The organism is Rhodanobacter denitrificans, assembly GCF_003335105.1.
Lineage (GTDB): Bacteria > Pseudomonadota > Gammaproteobacteria > Xanthomonadales > Rhodanobacteraceae > Rhodanobacter > Rhodanobacter denitrificans_A.
In genome coordinates this window covers 125862-145850 of record NZ_QFWQ01000001.1, presented here as the reverse complement: position 1 = coordinate 145850, position 19989 = coordinate 125862, and the positions used below count along the sequence as shown (strand labels likewise).

18 protein-coding genes are annotated in these 19989 nt (G+C 67.6%); 8 read left to right on the top strand and 10 right to left on the bottom strand.

Annotation, left to right across the window (positions count from 1 at the left end; genetic code table 11):
- The first annotated feature begins 221 nt into the window (after positions 1 to 221).
- The 5 genes from DEO45_RS00630 (at position 222) to DEO45_RS00610 (ending at position 6064) form a co-directional block, all read left to right on the top strand.
- Positions 222 to 2453, top strand: coding sequence for a TonB-dependent receptor (locus DEO45_RS00630; RefSeq protein ID WP_189339645.1), 2232 nt, complete (start codon positions 222 to 224; stop codon positions 2451 to 2453).
- Positions 2454 to 2528: 75 nt separating this feature from the next.
- Positions 2529 to 4040, top strand: coding sequence for an alkaline phosphatase family protein (locus tag DEO45_RS00625; RefSeq protein WP_114340391.1), 1512 nt, complete (start codon positions 2529 to 2531; stop codon positions 4038 to 4040).
- Positions 4041 to 4393: 353 nt separating this feature from the next.
- On the top strand, positions 4394 to 5206 hold the full coding sequence (locus DEO45_RS00620) for a class I SAM-dependent methyltransferase (RefSeq protein WP_114340390.1): 813 nt from the start codon (positions 4394 to 4396) through the stop codon (positions 5204 to 5206).
- A gap of 8 nt (positions 5207 to 5214) precedes the next feature.
- The gene (locus DEO45_RS00615) at positions 5215 to 5421 is read left to right on the top strand and encodes a DUF3820 family protein (protein ID WP_223250724.1); all 207 of its coding nucleotides are present in this window, start codon (positions 5215 to 5217) and stop codon (positions 5419 to 5421) included.
- 28 nt (positions 5422 to 5449) lie between these two features.
- Positions 5450 to 6064 carry a 2OG-Fe(II) oxygenase gene (locus DEO45_RS00610; protein WP_114340388.1) on the top strand — a complete coding sequence of 205 codons (615 nt, stop codon included), beginning with the start codon at positions 5450 to 5452 and terminating at the stop codon, positions 6062 to 6064.
- 11 nt (positions 6065 to 6075) lie between these two features.
- On the opposite strand, the gene DEO45_RS00605 is transcribed toward DEO45_RS00610, so the two are convergent.
- The 4 genes from DEO45_RS00605 to DEO45_RS00590 all read right to left on the bottom strand — a co-directional run bounded on the left by DEO45_RS00605 (position 6076) and on the right by DEO45_RS00590 (position 12170).
- Positions 6076 to 9321 (bottom strand): GH92 family glycosyl hydrolase, encoded by a 3246-nt coding sequence (locus DEO45_RS00605; protein ID WP_428992413.1) that lies wholly within the window; start codon positions 9319 to 9321, stop codon positions 6076 to 6078.
- Between the two features lie 314 nt (positions 9322 to 9635).
- On the bottom strand, positions 9636 to 10655 hold the full coding sequence (locus DEO45_RS00600; RefSeq protein WP_114340387.1) for a YheT family hydrolase: 1020 nt from the start codon (positions 10653 to 10655) through the stop codon (positions 9636 to 9638).
- The gene (locus DEO45_RS00595; protein WP_114340386.1) at positions 10652 to 11464 is read right to left on the bottom strand and encodes a lysophospholipid acyltransferase family protein; all 813 of its coding nucleotides are present in this window, start codon (positions 11462 to 11464) and stop codon (positions 10652 to 10654) included. Before DEO45_RS00595 ends, DEO45_RS00600 begins: the two co-directional genes overlap by 4 nt.
- 97 nt (positions 11465 to 11561) lie before the next feature.
- Positions 11562 to 12170 carry a TetR/AcrR family transcriptional regulator gene (locus DEO45_RS00590; RefSeq protein ID WP_114340385.1) on the bottom strand — a complete coding sequence of 203 codons (609 nt, stop codon included), beginning with the start codon at positions 12168 to 12170 and terminating at the stop codon, positions 11562 to 11564.
- An 84-nt stretch (positions 12171 to 12254) separates the two neighbouring features.
- Between DEO45_RS00590 and DEO45_RS00585 the strand changes: the two genes are divergently transcribed.
- A complete protein-coding gene (locus tag DEO45_RS00585; RefSeq protein ID WP_114340384.1) occupies positions 12255 to 13544 on the top strand; it encodes an MFS transporter in 1290 nt (429 codons plus the stop codon).
- A gap of 3 nt (positions 13545 to 13547) precedes the next feature.
- Here DEO45_RS00585 and DEO45_RS00580 read toward each other — a convergent pair whose 3' ends face one another.
- Positions 13548 to 14024, bottom strand: coding sequence for an Lrp/AsnC family transcriptional regulator (locus DEO45_RS00580; RefSeq protein WP_114340383.1), 477 nt, complete (start codon positions 14022 to 14024; stop codon positions 13548 to 13550).
- 143 nt (positions 14025 to 14167) lie between these two features.
- On the opposite strand from DEO45_RS00580, the gene phhA reads away from it, so the two are divergent.
- Positions 14168 to 15055 carry a phenylalanine 4-monooxygenase gene (phhA, locus tag DEO45_RS00575; protein ID WP_114340382.1) on the top strand — a complete coding sequence of 296 codons (888 nt, stop codon included), beginning with the start codon at positions 14168 to 14170 and terminating at the stop codon, positions 15053 to 15055.
- 3 nt (positions 15056 to 15058) lie between these two features.
- On the opposite strand, the gene DEO45_RS00570 is transcribed toward phhA, so the two are convergent.
- Positions 15059 to 15934 (bottom strand): LysR substrate-binding domain-containing protein, encoded by an 876-nt coding sequence (locus DEO45_RS00570; protein WP_114340381.1) that lies wholly within the window; start codon positions 15932 to 15934, stop codon positions 15059 to 15061.
- 123 nt (positions 15935 to 16057) lie between these two features.
- Between DEO45_RS00570 and DEO45_RS00565 the strand changes: the two genes are divergently transcribed.
- Positions 16058 to 16576, top strand: a complete 519-nt coding sequence (locus DEO45_RS00565) for a lipocalin-like domain-containing protein (protein WP_114340380.1) — start codon at positions 16058 to 16060, stop codon at positions 16574 to 16576.
- 194 nt (positions 16577 to 16770) lie between these two features.
- Here DEO45_RS00565 and DEO45_RS16410 read toward each other — a convergent pair whose 3' ends face one another.
- From DEO45_RS16410 to DEO45_RS00550, 4 genes are all read right to left on the bottom strand, one after another.
- Positions 16771 to 17904 (bottom strand): hypothetical protein, encoded by a 1134-nt coding sequence (locus tag DEO45_RS16410; protein ID WP_147269657.1) that lies wholly within the window; start codon positions 17902 to 17904, stop codon positions 16771 to 16773.
- 153 nt (positions 17905 to 18057) lie between these two features.
- Positions 18058 to 18729, bottom strand: coding sequence for an SGNH/GDSL hydrolase family protein (locus tag DEO45_RS00560; protein WP_428992411.1), 672 nt, complete (start codon positions 18727 to 18729; stop codon positions 18058 to 18060).
- Between the two features lie 43 nt (positions 18730 to 18772).
- Positions 18773 to 19462 carry an RES family NAD+ phosphorylase gene (locus DEO45_RS00555; RefSeq protein ID WP_114340378.1) on the bottom strand — a complete coding sequence of 230 codons (690 nt, stop codon included), beginning with the start codon at positions 19460 to 19462 and terminating at the stop codon, positions 18773 to 18775.
- Between the two features lie 112 nt (positions 19463 to 19574).
- A complete protein-coding gene (locus tag DEO45_RS00550) occupies positions 19575 to 19985 on the bottom strand; it encodes an MbcA/ParS/Xre antitoxin family protein (protein ID WP_114340377.1) in 411 nt (136 codons plus the stop codon).
- Positions 19986 to 19989 lie beyond the last annotated feature (4 nt).

The window sequence follows — 19989 nt, the reverse complement described above, 5'->3', positions numbered from 1 at the left end:
AAAGCGTATACCGGCGCACGCCAACGCCACTTCTGGAACGGCGTTTCCGCGCAATGACTTGCGATTTTAGCAAGATCGCGCCGGCGTTATCTTGCCGTCATTTTCGATGTCACCGCCGCGTCATTGAAATTACATCTCCACCGGCGATTTTGCGTGGCTCGTCCGGGCGGATGGCATGCACCCGTCCATTCGGCCCGAAATCCCATCGTCGAGGATTTTTCATGCGCAATCGTCTTTCGGCTCAGCGGTCGCTGTTGTCCGTATCCGTCGCAACTGCCCTGGGCTCGGTGCTGCTGTGCAGCGTTCCGTTGCGCTTGGCCATGGCTGCCGATGCGCCGGTTGACACGGCCCAACCCACCGCAGGCACGACCACCACCGGCACGATGGGCAGCAATACGCGGATCGTGCAGTTGAAAGGCGTGGTCGTGTCGGCGGGCGTCGAGACTGCGGCAGACCAGGCGCCGACGCAGGCCTCGCTGGTGGCGACCCAGCCGCAATCGATCATCGGCGATCGCTACATCGAGAACGTGGCGGCTGCCACCGCCAACTACAGCGATATCGTGAAAATCGCGCCCAGTGTCGCCGACGTCGACCCGAACGGTCCCGGCCTGATGGAGTCGCAATTCCTGTCGATACGCGGTTTCCAGAACGGCGAATACAACGTGACGTTCGACGGCATTCCCTGGGGTGACTCGAACGATTTCACCCAGCACTCGACTTCGTATTTCATGCCGCAGGACATCGGCCAGGTCACCGTCGATCGCGGCCCCGGCAGCGCGCGCACGCTGGGCAACGCGACGTTCGGCGGCACCCTGTCGGTGGACTCGAAGGACCCCGACCAGACGATGTCGGTCAACCCGTTCCTCAGCGTGGCCAGCTTCAACACCCAGGTCGAAGGCGTGCGCGTGGACACCGGCAAGCTCGACCAGTACGGCGGCACCACCGCCTACTTCAGCGTCAAGAACCTGAATTCGGATGGCTATCTCACGCATGCCGGGCTGGATCGCCAGAACTTCTTCGGCAAGATCGTGCAGCCGCTCGGCGCGGACACCACGCTGACCCTCGCCAGCAACCTCACCCGCCTGCACCAGAACGTTTCGCTGGGCGCGACGCGGGCGCAGATCGAGCAGTTCGGGCCGGACTACGGACTCAGCGCGGACCCCACGAGCCAGTCGTACTACCGCTACAACTACGACGACATCACCACCGACTTCGAATACCTCGACCTGCAGACCAAGCTGGATGGCTGGGACATCGGCGACAAGCTCTACACCTATGGCTACCGGCATCGCGGCTACAACGGCGCCGACCCGAACGGCGAGCAGCCCAACGGCACCGTATACGGCCCGGACAACGTCCCCGGCCAGCGCATGCGCATGGACTACCGCTCGGTCGGCGACATCCTGCGCCTGAGCCACACATTCGGCCCCGGTGAGGTGCACCTGGGTGGCTGGGCCGACCGGCAGACCAACCAGCGCCTCCAGTATGAGATCGACTGGAGCAACGGCGGCGCGCTCAACGCGGTGCCCACCAGCGCCGCGGTCGACCGCTACATGAGCGACAGCCTGACCGACATGCAGACGTATGCCGAGTACCAGTGGCACGCCACGGACAAGCTGGATGTCACCGGCGGCCTCAAGTTCGTGAATTTCCGCCGCACGCTGAACGCCGCGGTCAACCAGAAGACCGGCCTGCCGATCAACTACGCGCAGACCTGGACGCGTGATCTTCCGTCGCTGGACCTGCACTACGCCCTGGCCGACCACTGGAGCGCCTACGCGCAGTGGGCCAAGGGCTTCCTGGCGCCGAACCTCAACACGTTCTACACGATCGATCCGTCGAAGAACCAGGTCGTTCCTGAGGGCACCACCAACGAGCAGATCGGCACCGCCTGGAACACCGACGGCCTGAATTTTTCGCTCGATGCCTACCACATCGACTTCAGCAACAAGATCGAGAGCCGCAAGATCGCCGCCCAGACGATGTTCTACAACGCCGGCGGCGCGATCTACAAAGGCGTGGAAGGCGAGCTCACGGTGGCGCTCGCCGGCGGTTTCAGTGTGTACGGCAACGCCTCGCTGAACAGCGCCAGGAAAAAGAGCGACGACTCGTGGCTGCCGAACGCACCGGATCGCACCGCCGCCCTCGGCGTGCTGTTCGATCACGGCCCCTGGTCGGCCTCGCTGATCGACAAGTATGTGGGCGTGCGTTATGGCGACGACGGGCAGACCGAGCGGCTGGGCGGCTACTCCACCGCCGACCTGGCCGCCAGTTACGTGTTCGTGCACCCGCTGGGCGCCGTGCGCGACGCCACCGTGTCGGTCAAGGTCAACAACCTCGCCGACAACACGCGCATCAATGCGCTGGCCGGCTACACCGGACAGGACGGCACCCCGCTGTACTGGACGATTCCGGAGCGCAGCTTCGAGCTGGATCTTTCCGCGCATTTCTGAGCACCACCCGGGAGAAACCGCGCATCCGTCGCGGCCACCCTCCCGGCGCACCGACACGACCACGGATCAGCCGCCATGAAAAAGACGTCCGCCGCCGCGCTGGCTGCCGCCGGCCTGGCCGCTATGCTTGCTTTGCCGGTCCATGCGACCATGCCGGCGAGCCGCATCCGGCACGTGCTGCTGGTCAGCGTGGACGGCATGCACGCCAGCGACCTCGACCACTACATCCGGCAGCACCCCCGCTCGACCCTGGCGGCGCTGGCGGCCGCCGGCGTGGAGTACCGCAACGCCCATGCGGTGGTGCCCGCCGACTCGTTCCCCGGCCTGCTCGGCATCATGACCGGCGGCACGCCCGCCGCCACTGGCGTGTATTTCGACGTGAGCTACGACCGCCGGCTGAGCGGCAGCACGGCGGACTGCAAGGCCGGCCGCACGGGCACGCCGGTCGCCTTCGACGAGGCCGCCGACGGCGCGGCCGATGCGCAGGGCCGGCGGCAGCTCGACCCCGCGCGACTGCCGCACCGGCCGGGTGCCTGCGCGCCGGTCTATCCGCACGATTACCTGCGCAGCAATACCGTGTTCTCGGTGGTCCATGCCGCCGGCGGGTATACCGCCTGGATCGACAAGCATCCGGTTTACGAGATCCTCGAGGGGCCCGATGGCGGCGACATCGACGACCTGTACACCCCGGAAATCGGCGGCGACTACGAGGGCGAACGCACCAGGCCGGCCGATCACATCACCGGGTCGATCGACCGCACCGAGCGCTACGACACCATGAAGGCGCAGGCCTTGTTCAACCAGATCGACGGCTGGACACACGACCGGAGCCGACGCGCACCCGTGCCCAGCCTGTTCGGCATGAACCTGCAGGCGGTCAACGTGGCGCAGAAGCTTGCCGGATATGCCGATGCGGACGGCGCTCCGACCGCCGCGCTGAGCGGCGCCCTGGACCATTGCGATGCGCTGCTTGGCGACATGGTGCGCGCCTTGCGTGCGCGGCGGCTGCTCGACTCCACCCTGATCGTGGTGACGGCCAAGCACGGCAACGCGCCGATCGATCGGGCGCAGCTGCGGCACGTCGACAAGCAGGCGCTGCGGCGGAGCATCGAGGCGGCGGCGCCCCACGGACTTGCGCAGCTGACCGCGGACCAGGGCGCGCTGGTCTGGTTGAAGGAACCGGGCGACGCGCCGCGGGTCGCGGCGGCCCTGCAGCAGGCGCGCCAGGCGCTGGGCATCCGGCAGGTGCTCCAGGGGCCGGCCCTGCTCCGCTTCCTGGCGGTTTCCGCCGCGGATGCGCGCACGCCCGACCTGCTGGTGGTTCCCGCGCCGGGCGTGATCTACGGCAAGCCTGGAGAGGCCAAGCTGGCCGAGCACGGCGGCTTCGACGACGACGACACCCACGTCGCCCTGTTGCTCAGCAATCCGCGATGGGCCCATCACGGCGAGCAGCTGGACGCACCGGTCAGCACCACCCAGCTGGCACCCAGCATGCTGACCGCCCTCGGCCTGTCGCCCGACCGCCTGCAGGCCGCGAAGCAGCAGGCCACGAAGGGCCTGCCCGGGATTTCCTGGGGCACGCGCTGAAAAGCCCGTCGATGCGCACGGCCCGCATCGGGCGAAGCTGGTGCGGCTGTCCCCGCGTCGTGCATGCGCGGCCCACGCCTGGCTGCGCGACGACGACGCACGGGTGACTCGAAGGCGAGGCTACCCCGGACCGCGCGAAGCCAGAAACGGCGACGCCCGCTAAACTGGCCCTCTTTCAGGGAAGCGGCATGAGCGAACCGGGCGCGCGCGGCGCCCGCGTGGCCGCGTGGCGAAAACAATCGATCTCCCGCTGATCGAACGACACCCACACGCGCCGCGCAACGCCGGCGCGGTTCTACCCGACGCCCGGTTTCGGCGTAGTCTGGAAGGCCCATCGCCAGGAGGGTCGAACCATGTTTCGTCGTACCTGCAAACTGCTCATCCCGTTGCTCTCCGCCGTGCTGCTGCCAGCCGTCGCCAACGCCACTCCCCCCAGCGCTGCCGACAGCACCGCCGCGGCGCTGCAGCAGGCGGTGAGCGGCCACTGGCGTTCCGATGCGAACCGGGCCCGCGACAAATACCGGCACCCGCTCGAGACCCTGCAGTTCTTCGGCATCAAGCCGGACATGACGGTGATCGAGCTGGCGCCCGGCGGCGGCTGGTACACCGAGATCCTCGCGCCCTTCCTCCACGCGCACGGCCGCCTGATCGAAGCGGCGCCACCATCGGCGGCGAAGTTCACCGCCAAGCTCAAGGCCGACCCCGCGGTGTACGGGCACGTCGCAAAGATCGTCCCGTTCGCCCCACCGGAGCAGGTGAAGCTGGGCGCCGACAATTCCGCTGACATGGTGCTCACCTTCCGCAACACGCACGACTGGCTCAACCACAGCCCGGCCACGCTCGATGCCGTGTTCAAGACCGCATTCAACGTGCTCAGGCACGGCGGCGTGTTCGGCGTCACCGAACACCGCGCCAGACCGTTCGCCGACGGCGTGGAAAGCGCCGGGGCGTTGCACCGTATCCCGGAGGATTACCTGATCGCGCTGGCCCTCAAGACCGGCTTCCGCGTGGCCGGCGTGTCGGAGGTCAATGCCAACCCGAACGACCCGGAAGACATCAACGTGCACCGCCTGCCACCCGACCTGGCCGGCCCCGGCAGCGAGCATGCGCAGATGAAGGCGATCGGCGAGTCGGACCGGATGACGTTGAGGTTTGTGAAGCCTTGATTGCCGGGGTGGAAGACCTGCCGAAGCTGGTGAGCGCGCGCATGCCGTACGGCAAGCACCAGGGCCGGCTGATCGCGGACCTGCCCGGCGCGTATCTCGCGTGGTTCGCGCGCAAGGGTTTTCCGGAAGGCGAGCTGGGCCGGCTGCTCGCGCTGATGCTGGAGCTGGATCACAACGGGCTGTCGTCGCTGCTCGATCCGCTGCGCGGGCGATAGCGCGGCCTGCACGGTTACACTGGCGCCGATGAACATCGAATCGAACGCATTCGACGGCGCGACGGACGCGCTGGCTGCGGATGGCTGGTGCGTGCTGCCGGATCTGTTGCCGGCCGCAGAGACGTGGGCGCTGGCCGCCGAGTGCCGCGCCTTGCACGAGGCGCATCGGCTGACGCCGGCGCGGGTGGGCGCCGCGCGCACGGCCACGCCCTTGCGCGGCGACAGCACGCAGTGGTTCCACGCCGGGGCGATGAGCGCGGCGCAGCAGGCGTTCATGGATCGCCTCGACGCGCTGCGGACCGCGCTCAACCGCGAGCTGATGCTGGGTCTGGTCGAATGCGAGGCGCACTACGCGGTGTATCCGCCGGGCGCCGGTTACACCCGCCATCTCGACCGCCTGCGCGACAGCGACGCGCGGGTGGTGTCGGCGGTGTATTACCTCAACGAAGACTGGCTGGCGGCGGACGGCGGCGCGCTGCGGCTGTATCTTGACGGCGGCTCGCATCGCGACATCCCTCCGCACGCCGGCAGCCTGCTGCTGTTCCTCTCCGCGCAGTTCGAGCACGAGGTGCTCCCGGCCACGCGCGACCGCATGAGCATCGCCTGCTGGATGCGTCAACGGGTGCTGACGGCGATACTCTGAAGCGCCCGCTCTTACGGACCCGCCGCGCCCGACCCGAGCAGTTCGATTTCGGCCAGCGCCGTCGGCGCAGCACCCGCCGACGGATCGAGGCGCAGCCGGTAATACGCGTAGTTGCCCGGTGCATGCACGGCAAAGGCGCGTGTCTGGTGCGGCCACGCGAAACGCTCGTGTTGCCGCGCATCCAGCGTGCGCCAGTGCCGGCCGTCGCGGGAGGCCTGCAGTTGCCAGCCGGAGGGCGCCGCGATGCGGGCGCCCGAGGTGAGCGTGAGCACCGCGACCTCGCGCGGTTGCGCGAAGTACCAGTTGAGGGTGGTCGCCGCGGCCGGCAGCGCGACCTCGGTGGTGGCGTCGTTGTCGGACAGCGCGGACAGCTGCGCGATGGCCGGCACGCTGCGCAGCTTGCCCTGCCCTCCGTCGGTGAAGTCGTGCAGCGGCTGCGGTCGGCCCTGAGTGGTGAGCGACGGCGGCAGCGCCGCGTCGTCGCTGGCCCAGCGCGAGGGCTGCGGTCCCATCGCGAACTCCAGCGTGGCCCCCGCCGCCAGCAGCGCGTGCGGCAGGGTCAGCTTGTTCCACGGCTGGCCGTTGACGCGTAGGCCCTGTACGTAGCGGTTGACGTCGCTCACTGCCGGCGCGTCGATCACCAGGTGCTTGCCGTTCTCCAGTGCGATGTCCATGTGCGGAAAATACGGCGCGCCGATCACGTACTCCGGCGTGCCCATGCGCAGCGGATAGAAACCGGCGGCGCTGAACAGGTACCAGGCGGACATCTCGCCGTTGTCCTCGTCGCCCGGGTAGCCCTGGCCGATCTCGCTGCCGACGTAGAGGCGGCTGAGCACGTCGCGCACCTTGTCCTGCGCCTTCCATGGTTGTCCGGCGAAGTCGTACATGTAGATGATGTGGTGCGATGGCTGGTTGCTGTGGCCGTACTGGCCCATGCGCACGTCGCGCGCCTCCAGCATTTCGTGGATCGGTTCGCCGTAACTGCCGACGTGGAACTCGCCCGGCGTGGCGAAGAACGCGTCGAGCTTTGCCGCCAGCGCGGCGCGGCCACCATACAGCGCGGCGAGGCCGGCGCCATCCTGCGGCGCGTGGAAGGCCATGTTCCAGGCGTTGGTCTCGGTGTAGTCGCCGCCCCAGCGCAGCGGGTCGAAATGCTCCGCGTCGTAGCGCCACTTGCCGGCCGCATCGCGGCCCACGAAGAAGCCCGTCGCGGGATCGAACAGGTTCGCATAGCCCAGCGCGCGCTGGCGGAAATACAGCGCGTCGTCGGCATAATGCGCGGCATACGGATCGCCTGCCGCGGGTTGCTGCGCCAGCGCGGCGGCGAGGTTGCCGATCGCGAAGTCATTGATGTAGCCGTCCATCGACCACGACAGCCCCTCGTCCACGCCGGTGTCGGTGTAGCCGTTGAAGATGGAACGCTGCAGCCCCTTGCGGCCGGTGCCGGCGAGCGGGCTGACCACCGTGGCGTCCTTCAGGGCGGACTGGTAGAACGCGCGCACGTCGAAGTGGCGCACGCCTTTCAGCCACGCATCGGCGAACGCCACGTCGGCGCTGGTGCCGACCATCAGGTCGGCGTAGCCGGGCGACGACCAGCGCGCGATCCAGCCGCCGTCGCGGTACTGCTGCACGAAGCCGTCGATCATCTCGCCGGCTTTCGCGGGTGTGAGCAGCACGTAAGCCGGCCACGCGGTGCGGTAGGTGTCCCATAACCCATTGTTGACGTAGGGCTGGCCGTCGACGATCCGCGCGCCGGTGTGGGTCGGCGTGTCGTGGCCGGTCGGAGCGGAGAACGGGCTGGCATACCGGTAGCGCGGTTGCGCCGCGCTGCCGGTGTTCTCGTAGGCCTCGTTCGGATACAGGAACAGGCGATAGAGGTTGGAGTACAGCGTGGTCCGTTCGTCGGCGCTGGCGCCATCCACGCTGACGATGCCGAGCTGCGCATCCCACTGCTGCTGCGCGCGCCCGCGCACGTCGTCGAAGCTCTCGCCTGGCGCGATCTCCAGCGCCAGGTTGTGCCGCGCCTGCTCCAGGCTGATCAGCGAGGTGGCGATGCGCAGGTTCACCACTTTCGTCTTCGTCGTGTCGAAGCCGAACCAGGCGGCGACGTGATCGCGCCCTTCACCGCTCAGGCCCCCGCTCTCGCTGACCGGCTGGTCGAGCGTGCCGTAGAAGAACAGCCGGGTGGCGCCGGCGGAGAGCCGGCTCTTCACGTCGGACCAGCCGCTGAAGCTGCGCGTCGCCGGGTCCAGCACGATGCCGCCGTGGTCGTCGCGGTTGTCGAATACCAGCTGCGAGCGGTCGCCCGCGAAGGTGAAGCGGAACATCGCAGCATGGTCGGTCGGCGCGACCTCGGCGACGATGCCGTCGTCGAACGCCACGCGGTAGGTGTGCGCGTGCGCGGTCTCGTTGGCGTGGCTGAAGCTCAGTGCACGCGCCGCGCGGTTCGCGCTGGGCGCGCCATGCGCCACCGCGGCAGGCATCAGCTGGAAGGTCTGCCGGTCGCCCATCCATGGGCTCGGCTCGTGCGACAGCGCGAACGCCTCCAGCCGCGGGCGGTTGTCGGCGCCGTTGCGCTGCTGGTACTGATACATCCAGTCGGAGCCGGCGTCGGTCACCGGCGTCCAGAAGTTGAAGCCGTGCGGCACCGCCACCGCGGGAAAGGTGTTGCCGCGCGAGAAGCGCGCATTGGAGTTGCTGCCGCGGCGGGTGTCGACGAACTCGCTGGGGCGCCGGCGCGCGTCGATCGGCGCGGCGCCGATACGCAGGTCGTCCAGGTAGCCCTCGAAGCGGGCTGCCGGGCCGTCGTGCATCAGCACGATGCGCTTGATCGTGCGCCCCGCGGCGACCGCACCGACGTCGATCGACAGCTGGTTCCACTGGTCCGGATACAGCGTGCGGCCCTCGCCCTGCGCGCGCGCCGAGGCGCCCACCCGGTGCTGGTCGCGCGCGCCGCGGGTGGACAGCCGGCTGCCGTCGTCGAACAGCAGATCCACCGCCACGTAGTTGGCCGGATTGCGCAGGTCGCCCGCGTTCGACAGCGGGAAGACCAGGTACGACAGCTGCGTATCCGGCTGCACCGGCAGGTTCACCGCGTACAGTTCCGCCTGCTGCTGCCCGCCGGCGCTGCCGCGGTAATGCAGCGAATGCAGCCCGCTGAAGCCGACTCCGGGCATGGCCGCGAGCGCCGCCGCGGTGCCGGGGCCACCGGCCACGTCGACGGAGAACGGCGCCGTGGGCCGCATGGCCGACGGCATCGGTTGCCCGGGTTCGAACGAGGTCTGGAAGGTCGTCGGTGCGGCCGCGATCGCCAGCACCGGCAGCAGCCCGATCAACCCCAGCCCGCGGCACAGGCACCGGCCGGCGTGCGCGAATTTCGTCAACGGCGATCCGGTCACGGCCAGCCCTCTGCGTCGGTGTGGCGGTGGCGGCGTTTCACGTCGTCCGCGGCGACTGCCGAGGCGCGGAAAACTGGAGCAGGAACGCCGGTATGGAGCGATTTGTATCGATCTAAATCGAACCTGTCAAACCGCGTCGCAACATGCCCGGCCGCGGCTGGCCGCCAGCCGATTCAGCCTGAGGCGGCGCCGGCGTCCGCCACCGCATTGAAGCGTGTGGCGATGTAGTCGTCGGTGTAGCTGGTCATGCCCCAGTCGCGGATGAAGCCGCAGTGGCCGCCGTACGACGCGATGTCCAGCTCGACGTTGGGCGGCAGTTCGAGTTTCTCGAAGCTGCTGACCGGGATCACCGGATCATCCCGGGCGGTGAGGATGGTGGCGGGAATCTGCAGCGACTGCATGATGTCGCCGGCCACCGAATAGCCGTCCAGATACTGCTGCAGCGACTGGAAGTCGGTATGCCGCAGCACCATCGCCTCGGTCAGCCCGCGCAGGTGCTGGTTCAGTTCGGACATCTCGAAATACTGGTGCTGCGGGAACGCCTTCTGCTTGGCCTGCAGCGAGTGCCGCCACTTGCGCATGAAGTAGGCCTGGTAGAACCACGGCGCCGTTTCCTCCAGCGAGAACAGACCCTCGCCGGGATCGATGATCGGGCATACCGCCAGCACGTAGCTCAGCGGAATGCCGACGCGCGAGGTCTGCATCGCCGCGCGCAACGCGAAGTTGCCGCCCAGCGAGAAGCCGGCCAGCGCGATCGGACGCGCCGGCCAGCGCTGCGCGATGTCGCCCAGTGCATGCACCACCTCGTCGATGCGGCAGGAGTGGAACAGCGCCTCGTTGAGTCCGTGGCTGTCGCCGTGGTCACGGAAGTTCAGCCGGAAGATGTCCCAGCCATCGGCAAGCAGGCGACTGCCGGTCTGCAGCACGTAGGTGGAATCGACGCTGCCCTCCCAGCCGTGGAACAGCACGGCCAGGCCACGCGGCTGCGGCCGGATCTGCTGCGCGGTGTACGCGCCGCTGAGGCGCACGCCGCCGCCGCCGTCCACCACCACCGCCTCGGCGCCGCGCTGCACGGCCGTTGCCGCGCGCGGCAGCAGCATGCGGCGCACGCCGCTGGAGGACAGCATGGTCTGGATATGGCCGCTGGTGAGCGGCCAGGGCGGCCGGAAGTCCTTTCCGTGCAGCAGGTTCATCCGATGTCGTCTTCCAGTGCGGCGGCGATGCGTTCGCGCGACAGCTCGGCCATGCGCCGGCGTGCCTCCGGGGTGGCCGGCACCGGCGCCAGGAAGTGCACCTCGGCGTCCAGCGGCGCCTCGCCCAGCATGCGCACGATGTTTTGCACGAAACTCTCGTGCTCGCGGAAGCCGGCGTCGACCACCCGCCGCCCGTCGCGGGCAAAGCGCAGCGCCACCGGCTGCACCGGCACCCCGGCGTCCAGCGCGGCCTGGAAGATGCGAGCGTGAAACACCTTCAGCACGCCGTTGTAACCGGTGCCGCCCTCCGGGAACACCGCCACCGAACGGCCGCCGCGCAGCCGCTCGACCATCGCCTGCATCACCGTGGACAGCGAATGGTTGTTGCCGCGGCGATGGAAGATGGTGCCGCCGTTCCGGGCCAGCCAGCCGACCAGCGGCCAGTCGGCGATCTCCGCCTTGGCCACGAAGCAGGCCGCGCGCTGGCTGTGCAGCATCACGATGTCGATCCACGAGGTGTGGTTGGCGACGAACAGCACCGGATCGCGCAGCGGCTCGCCGAAACGCACCGAGCGCAGGCCGAAGATGCGCAACAGCCTGACCGACCACCAGCGGATCATGCGGTGCGCGAACGGCTCGCGGCCGTCCTTCATCACCGCCTGCTGGTTCCAGCTGAGGATCAACGCGCACAGCGCAACGCCGAGCACGATGTGCAGCAGCACCAGCGGCACCCGCCACAAATAGCGCAGCGGACGCAACGGATCGCGTTCGGGAACGGTATCGGTATCGGTATCGGTATCGGTGCTCATCAGTCCGGCAAGTTTAACGTCAATGCGGCCCCGCTTCGGCAGTACGTGCGCGCATCGTCGCAGCGGGTGACGCAGCCGGCGTTTGAAACTTCGCGCTTCAGCCTTCGAGGCTGGCGTCGATCAGGCAGCGCGCGGCACGCGCCAGGATGCGTGCCGGGCCATCTTCGCCGAAGGTCTGGCCGGAAACGTAACTACCCTCGATCAGCAGCAGCAGCCCGTCGGCCAGCGCCACCGGATCGCGCGCGCCGATCGCCTCGCTCAGGTGTCGCAGGCGCTCCCGCAGTGCACGCTTGCTCTCCACCGCGACCCGGTGCGCCGGATGCGTGGGGTCGGGATATTCGATCACCGCGTTGGTCAGTCCGCAGCCGCGGTAGCCGTCGCTGCTGGCGCGCGACGCGAGGCCTTCCAGATAGGCCAGCAGCTGGCCACGCGGATCGCCGGGGTGGCTGGCCGCCGATTCCTCGAAACGCTGGCGGAAACGCTGGTCGTAGTCGCGCAGGTAGGCCGCCGCCAGCTCGTCCTTCGATTCGAAGGCGCGGTACAGGCTGGGCTTGGTGACGCCGGCGCGGTTGACGATCTCCTCCACCCCGATGGCACGGATGCCCTCGCGGTAGAACAGCTCGAAGGCGGTGTCGCGGATGCGATCGGCCGCGCGACGCGGCGCTTCGGCGGGGGGAGCTTCCCTGGTTCTGGAACGGCGGGACATGGCCTGACCTGATTTAGCATGACCTGTTGACAATGTTACCGATCGGTACGTACGCTGCGCTTCCCGCCCGTACCGATCGGTAACATGACTATACAGCGCCCACGGCCGTTCGGCCAAAACTACGCGTTCGTGGTGATCGCGGTGGTGTTCCTCGCCCTGCTCGTGTCGGCCGGCATGCGCGCCACGCCGGGCGTGCTGATGCTGCCGCTGGGCCGCGCCTTCGGCTGGAGCCGGGACAGCATCTCGACCGCCGCCGCGGTCGGCATCCTGCTGTACGGCCTGATGGGTCCGTTCGCCGCGGCATTGATGCAGCGCTTCGGCATCCGCCGCGTGCTGCTCATCGCGCTGTCCGTGATGGTGCTGGCGGCCGCCGGCAGCGCCGCGATGACCCGGCCCTGGCAGCTGCTGCTGAGCTGGGGCGTGCTGTCCGGCGCCGGCACCGGCTGCGTGGCGGTGGTGCTGGGCGCCACCGTGGTCGGCCGCTGGTTCAGCAGCCATCGCGGCCTGGTGATGGGCCTGCTGACCGCCAGCACCGCCACCGGCACGCTGATCTTCCTGCCGGGCCTGGCCGCCATCGCCGAGTACGCCGGCTGGCGCGCGGTGGTGCTGACCATCGCCGCCTGCTGCCTCGCGCTGCTGCCGCTGGTGCTGTGGCTGCTGCCGGAGCGGCCGGCCGACATTGGCCTGGTCCGCTACGGCGCCGGTCCGGACGAGGCCGCCGATGCCGGCGCCGCGAGCGGCAATCTGTTTGCGCTGACCCTGGGCGCCCTGCGGCGCGCCAGCAGGCGCGGCGCGTTCTGGTACCTGTTCGCCACCTTCTTCGTCTGCGGCTTCACCACCAACGGCCTGATCGGCACGCACTTCATCGCGCTGTGCGGCGACCACGGCATTCCGGAGGTACGCGCGGCCGGGCTGCTGGCGATGATGGGCATCTTCGACCTGTTCGGCACCACCGCCTCGGGCTGGCTCACCGACCGCGTCGACCCGCGCAAGCTGCTGTTCGCCTATTACGGCCTGCGCGGGCTGTCGCTGATCTATCTGCCGTATTCCGATTTCTCGCTGTACAGCCTGTCGTTGTTCGGCGTGTTCTACGGACTGGACTGGATCGCCACCGTGCCGCCCACGCTGCGCCTCACCACCGATGCCTTCGGCGAGCGCGACGCGCCGGTGGTGTTCGGCTGGGTGGTCGCCGGCCATCAGGTGGGTGCCGCCGCCGCGGCTTTCATGGCCGGCGTGCTGCGCGTACAGCTGGGCAGCTATCTGATGCCGTTCGTGGTCGCCGGCGCCACCGGCGTGGCGGCGGCTTTCCTCGCCCTGCGCATCCGTCGGCGCAACGACGACGCGCCGCTGGCCCTGGCTAGCGAGGCCGCCTGAGCGTCAACGTTCCAGCTGGCCCAGCGGCAGCGACGGCGAACGCTTCACCGTGCGCAGCACGAAACTGGAATTGACGTCGGCCACGCCGGCGGCGTTCAGCAGATGGTCGAGCAGGAAGCGCGAGAAGTCCTGCAGGTCGGCCACATAGACATGCAGCAGGTAATCCATGTCGCCGGTCAGCGCGTGGCAGGCGACCACCTCGTCCCAGCCGTTGACGCGCTCGACGAAGCCTTCGATCGCCGCGCTCTCGTGCTTGGTCAGCTGCACCCGCACGAAGGCCTGCAGGCCGAGCCCCACCGCCTGCGGGTCGATCTGCGCGGCGTAGCCGGTGATGATGCCGTCCGCTTCCAGCCGTTGCAGCCGGCGCAGGCACGCCGACGGCGACAGGCTGACCCGCTCGGCCAGCTCGGCGTTGGTGATGCGGCCTTCGCCCTGCAGCACGGCGAGCAGACGCAGGTCGGTGCGATCGAGTGTCGTCATATGCAATATGTGTCCGGTATTACCTGTAAATACGCAATAATAATGCGCTCATGGCCTCGCCTTCGGCAACAAAGCAATCTTCGTGCGGTCGAACCACCGTAAGCTTGTGACGCGATCAGCCCACGCCCGCACCGGAGCACGCCATGGATACGCCACGCAAAGTCGAACACCAGCAGACCGATCGCGGCTACGTGCCGGTGTACGCCACCGGCGTGGTCGAGCAGCCGTGGGCCAGCTACAGCAAGACCGACCACGAGGTGTGGGACACCTTGTACAAGCGCCAGCGCGAATTGCTGCCTGCGCGCGCCTGTCGGGAATTCATGGCCGGCGTCGAACGCTTCGGCCTGGGCGACGGCGGCATCCCCCGGTTTTCCGAAATCAACAAGGTGCTGGGCAAGGCCACCGGCTGGGAGCTGGTGGCGGTGGAAGGCCTGCTGCCGGACGAAGTGTTCTTCGACCATCTGGCGAATCGGCGCTTTCCGGTGAGCTGGTGGATCCGCAAACCCGATCAACTGGATTACCTCAGCGAGCCGGACCTGTTCCACGACCTGTTCGGCCACGTGCCGCTGCTGCTCAACCCGGTGTTCGCCGACTACATGCAGGCCTACGGCCGCGGCGGCATGAAGGCGTTCGCGATCGGCCCCGACGCACTGATGAACCTGACCCGGCTGTACTGGTACACGGTGGAATTCGGCCTGATCAACACCGCCGAAGGCATGCGCATCTACGGCGCCGGCATCGTCAGCTCCAAGGGCGAGTCGATCTATTCGCTCGATTCGCCCTCGCCGAACCGCATCGGCTTCGGCCTGGAGCGCGTGATGAGCACGCGCTACCGCATCGACACCTACCAGCAGACCTACTTCGTGATCGACAGCTTCGAGCAGCTGTTCGAAGCGACGCATCCCGACTTCACGCCGATCTATGCGAAGCTCAAGGCGGAGCCCGCGCACGCTGCCGGCGACGTGCTCGACGGCGACCGCGTGTTCACCCGCGGCGATCGCGTGGGCTGGGCGACCAACGCGGACACCTGACTCCTACCAGCCCAGGTTGCCGTTGATGTTGTCGATCACCACGCGCTCGAGCTGACCCAGCGCCGGGTTCGATGCGCCTGGTGCCGCATGCAGGCACAGCTCGACCACGGGCAGCGGCGGCAAGCCATGCCTTTCACCGAGCCGCATGAGGGAAGGCGGGATGCCGGCCGTCGTGCGCAGCGTGATGCCGAGGCCGGCTGCCACCCCGGCCCACAGGCTTTGCAGGCTTGCCGTGGCATAGGCCAGCCGCCAGGGAACGGCGGCCTGGTCGAGCGCCTCGATGCCTGCGCGGCGAAAGAAACAGGGCGGGTGGTAGAGCGCCAGGTCGAGCGGGGCACCGGCCTTCAGCACCACCTGCGTACCCGCCGGGCCGATCCACGTCATGGGCAGTGTGGCCAGGCGCCTGGCGTCCGGGCGATTGCCATGGCCCATGACGAGCACGAGGTCGAATTCACCCCGGTCGAGGCGTTCCAGCAGGCGCCCGTTGCGCTCCACCTCGACGTCCACCCGCACCGCCGGATGCGCCCGCTTGAACTGGCCCAGCGCCGCGGGCAGCCAGGTCTCCGCAAAATCGCCCGGCAGGCCGAAGCGCACGGCGCCTTCCACCGACCGGCCGGCCACGCTGCGCGCGGCTTCGTCGTTGAGCTCGAGGATGCGGCGCGCATAGGAGTGCACCAGCTCGCCACTTTCCGTCAGCACCATGTTTCGCCCCTGCTTGCGAAACAGCGGCTGGCCGAGCTGGCTTTCCAGCTTCCTGATCTGCTGGCTCGCCGCCGATTGCGAGCGGCCGATCCGCTCCGCCGCCCGCCCCAGGCTGCCCAGCTGCAGGATCGCCACCAGCGTCCGCAGCGCATCCATGTCCAGGTTCGGCAGGGACATTGCTTTCGTTTTCCCGAATGGTTGGTTCCGAGTTATCGGATTTTCTTCAGCATGCCAAGAGCCTAGCATCCGGTGACCGGCGCAGCAATGCGCGCACGCCATTCCGGACTCGGGACTCCTCGCATGAACATCCATACCGTCGTGAACCGCCACACCCTGGCCGCACTCCTCTCGGCAGGTCTGCTCTGGACGTCCGCCGCCTCGGCCGGCGCGGCTCGCGACGCGTCGCCGCTCGCCGGCACGTGGACCTTGGTCGCGGCCGAGGTGCAGCACCCCGATGGTTCGCACGCACCCGATTACGGCACCAAGCCCAAGGGCCTGCTGCTGATCGACGGCCAGGGCCACTACTCGCTGCAGATCTTCAAGGCCGAGCGACCGGCCTTCCGCGCCGCCGACAAGGCAAAAGGCACGCCCGACGAGTACAAGGCCGCCGTGATGGGCTCCAGCACCCACTACGGCACGCTGCGCATCGAAGCGGATCGCGGCGTGCTGGTGTTCCACATTGAGGGCGCCTCCTTCCCCAACTGGGAGGGACAGGAACAGCGCCGGCAATACCAGCTCAAGGACGGAGTACTCAGCTACCGCGTGAAAGCGCGCCCCAATGGCGATGTGCCGATCTCGGTGTGGCGGAAGATCGACTGACGGCCGGGTGCCTGCATCCGCCTCGTGAGGGCATCGATTACACCGCGCCTCGTCCAAGAGAATACCGTACTCACTGCGTCAGACGCCGGCGTTTGGCTTCATGGCATCCATAATGCGTGCTTTGGGTCGGAAGGATCTTCCGTTCCACTTCTGACAGTTCAAAGAGGCGTCGTAAGGGACCTGCAGGTTAGGCGTCACGGTGCGCGATGACCCGGACGCGCGGCCTCCTTATTGATCATCTCAAAGTAGGAGTAATCCCCATTAGGATTCTTGACGAGCATTCGATCTGCTTTGGAAGCGACGGCAATGGGCCATCCCTCGAATGTTGCCAGGACGTCGCCATCCTTTAAATCAATGATGTCGAAAGACCGGCGATTGGACCCACGATTGAACGTTGCGTACCTTCCACCTCCAAACACATGGACCTCCGCAAAGTCTCCCGAAAAGCCACTTTTGTCAGCCACCACGTTACCCCCAATGCCCCACTTCTCCAGGCCATCGGGCGTGTAGGCACGAACGAAAGCGATCGCCTTGGACCCCAAGAATGAACCACCAAACGATACGATCATCAGGTCGTAGGCATCGGAATAGGCAACCTGATCGGGTTCCGATTCACTGTTCCCCCAAGGCGTATAGCCGACGGGAACTGCAGCGAGCACCGTGGTACGGCCGGTCGCTAACGACAGGGACATCAAAAGTGCCCTGTTACTTATGTAGACAAAGTCTTTCGCCCTACCAATTCTAGGCATCAACACACCGGGCCGCTCTGATATACCCAATACCAAGATATCGCTCGATGACGCGGCAGCCACAAAGCCTCCTGGTTCTCCGAGGTTGCGCATGACGTATATTGAGCCGCCGTTCGGATGATCGATCACCTCGCAATCAGGTGGTTCTGGTATCTCGACATCCGGCGATTGGCACGCAAGGAAACCAGGTATCGCAACGCCGCCTTTTGTGCCGCACATGTCAGTGGCCAAGTGGTACGAGCATTGCAACTCCGGGGACACACTGCCAACAGTGGACGCCACGTTAAAGAGCGTGCGGCCCTTGAATTTTCTGGCCACGCCGCCCTCCTGCCAAGTTAGAACGGTCCCATCGGAACACTGAAGCGCAACCACTTCACCACCATCGGCGACGATCGCATGATCGCCGGGAAAGCCGTCACTCTGAATGGGCAGGCGGCCAGGACAGTCTTTGAACGATGCTAGCGGCGCCAAGACAAATGAGCTCTTTAGGCGAATAGCCACTACACCGATCACGATGGCGGCTAAGACTGCCAACCCCAAGATCGCCGTCAAACGCACTGCCTTAGCTGAAACGTGCACGTCGCCCCCTTTGTGAAAACCTCACGCAAATCCTGAAGTGCTTCGTCGTGTCAATGTCCGCGTCAGGCCGGAAGCGGACCTTATCGATCAGGACACGTGCCAGTCACTTGATCTCGAAACTCGCGCCAGTGCCGATAACCGCCCCCACCTCCATCACCGTCCGTGCACATCCACCCACGGCCGCACGACGCCGAGCCACAGCTCATAGCCGCTGCGATTCATGTGCAGGCCGTCCTGGATGAACCACTTGGCCTGCGGCTGGCCGTCGCTGCCCAGCATCGGGGTGAAGATGTCGAGGTAGGCCACGTCTTGCTGAGTGGCCGCCCAGTCGCGCACCAGCGCGTTCGCCTCGCGGATCTTCGGCAGCAGGGCCTTGCGCGCCATGCTGGGCTTGATTGCGATGAAGGCGATCGGTACGCCGGGGTCGGCCGCACGCGTCGTGCGCACGAAAGCGGCGAAATCGCCGCGCACTTGCTGCGGGCTGTTGCCGGCCTCAAGGTCGTTGTCGCCCGCATACATCACGATCGCGCGGGGGTGGTACGGCGCCACGATGCGGTCGGCGAAGTAGGTGCTGTCGGCGATCTCCGAGCCGCCGAAGCCGCGGTTGATCGTGCGCAGTTCGGGGAAGTCCGTCGCCAGCGAGGTCCACATGCGGATCGACGAGCTGCCGATGAACAGCACCGCACCCGCCGCCGGCGGCTGCGCCCGATCCGCGGCTTGGAACGCGGCGATCTCCCGGTTCCACTGCGTATGGTCGTTTTCGCGGTTGTCGCGCGCGGTGGCCAGCAGCGGCCACAGCAGAAGGATCCACCACAGCTTGCGCATGCCTTTCATCGTCTGCCTCGCCCCGGTCGTGCCGGTCTGCAGATTAGCGCGGCCGTACCCGTTCCGACACCTCCAGCACCTGCGCGATGCGCTTGCCGTCCCAGCGATAGACCAGGTGCTGCGCCTGCGTGCAGGGTGCAACCACGTCGGGCTGGAACGCGGCCAGGCACTCGCCGCCGCGGTGCCGTGCGCTGTCGTAGACGATACCGTTGGAGTGCGCCCCGCGCAGTTCACGAGCCAGTTTCACGCTGGCCGTATAGACGTCCGGATCCTGCTCGGCCTTCCAGCCGCCGCGGATGTCGTGCAGGCGGCTGTCGACGCTGGTGCGGTAGCAGCGCATCTGGATGTCGCAAGCCGGCTCGGCGGTTGCGGCAAGGAAGCGCTCGCGGTGGTACACGGTTTCCTCGACCGCGGTGGGCACGCTGTGCGCGGCGTAGAACACGCCCCAGCTGCCGTCGGAGAAGCGGCTGCCTTCCGGGTTGAGATGGGTGAACGCGGCCATCACCGGCGTCGTGCCCGGCCCGCTGATGCGGTGCTCCTTCGACACCAGCTTCAGCGCGCCAGCCTCTTCGCGCAGGCGCGGGTTGGTCAGCGCCTCGATCGCGAACAACGCGTCGAGGTCGGCCGGATCGGCGATGCGGTCGTATACGCCGACCGGGGGGAAGCGGCTGGGCACGATGCGGAAGGCGTGGCTCCAGCGGATGCGGCGGGCGGGCGGCAGGTCGGCGGGCATCGGACGTTCCGGATCGTGGTGACGGGTTCGCTTGCTTCCCCGCGCTCGAAGGTGGAGGCACAAGCATGGCGGCGGGCGCTCTCGCCGGGCGCGACGACGCCGCGGCGCGGACTCAGCCGCGCTGCGCGTCCAGGTACTGGCGCACCACGTAGAGGTCGGCCACGTTGCCCGACAGCATGCGCTGCAGCGCGGAATGGCCGCCGAACAACGGCGCGGTGCTCGGCTTGTGCAGCCAGGCGTCGGCCTGGGCCGGGTCGGGGAACAGGATCTGCAGCGACTTCCAGATGCCGAGCAGGTAGCTGATCCGCTCCAGCGTGTCGCGTCCCAAGGCGCCACCCTGCTGGCGCTTCCACTTGTAGAAGGTCGATTCGGGCGGATCGCCGAGCAGCCGGCGCTGGTCGGCGATCCGCAGCTTCCAGTGTTCGGCCAACTTGAAGAACGCGCGGAGCGCCGGGTCGGCAAGCGTGTCCGGCGGCGCGTAGCGGGGCGCGGCTTCGGCAATGCGGGTCGGATGGGCAGTCATGATG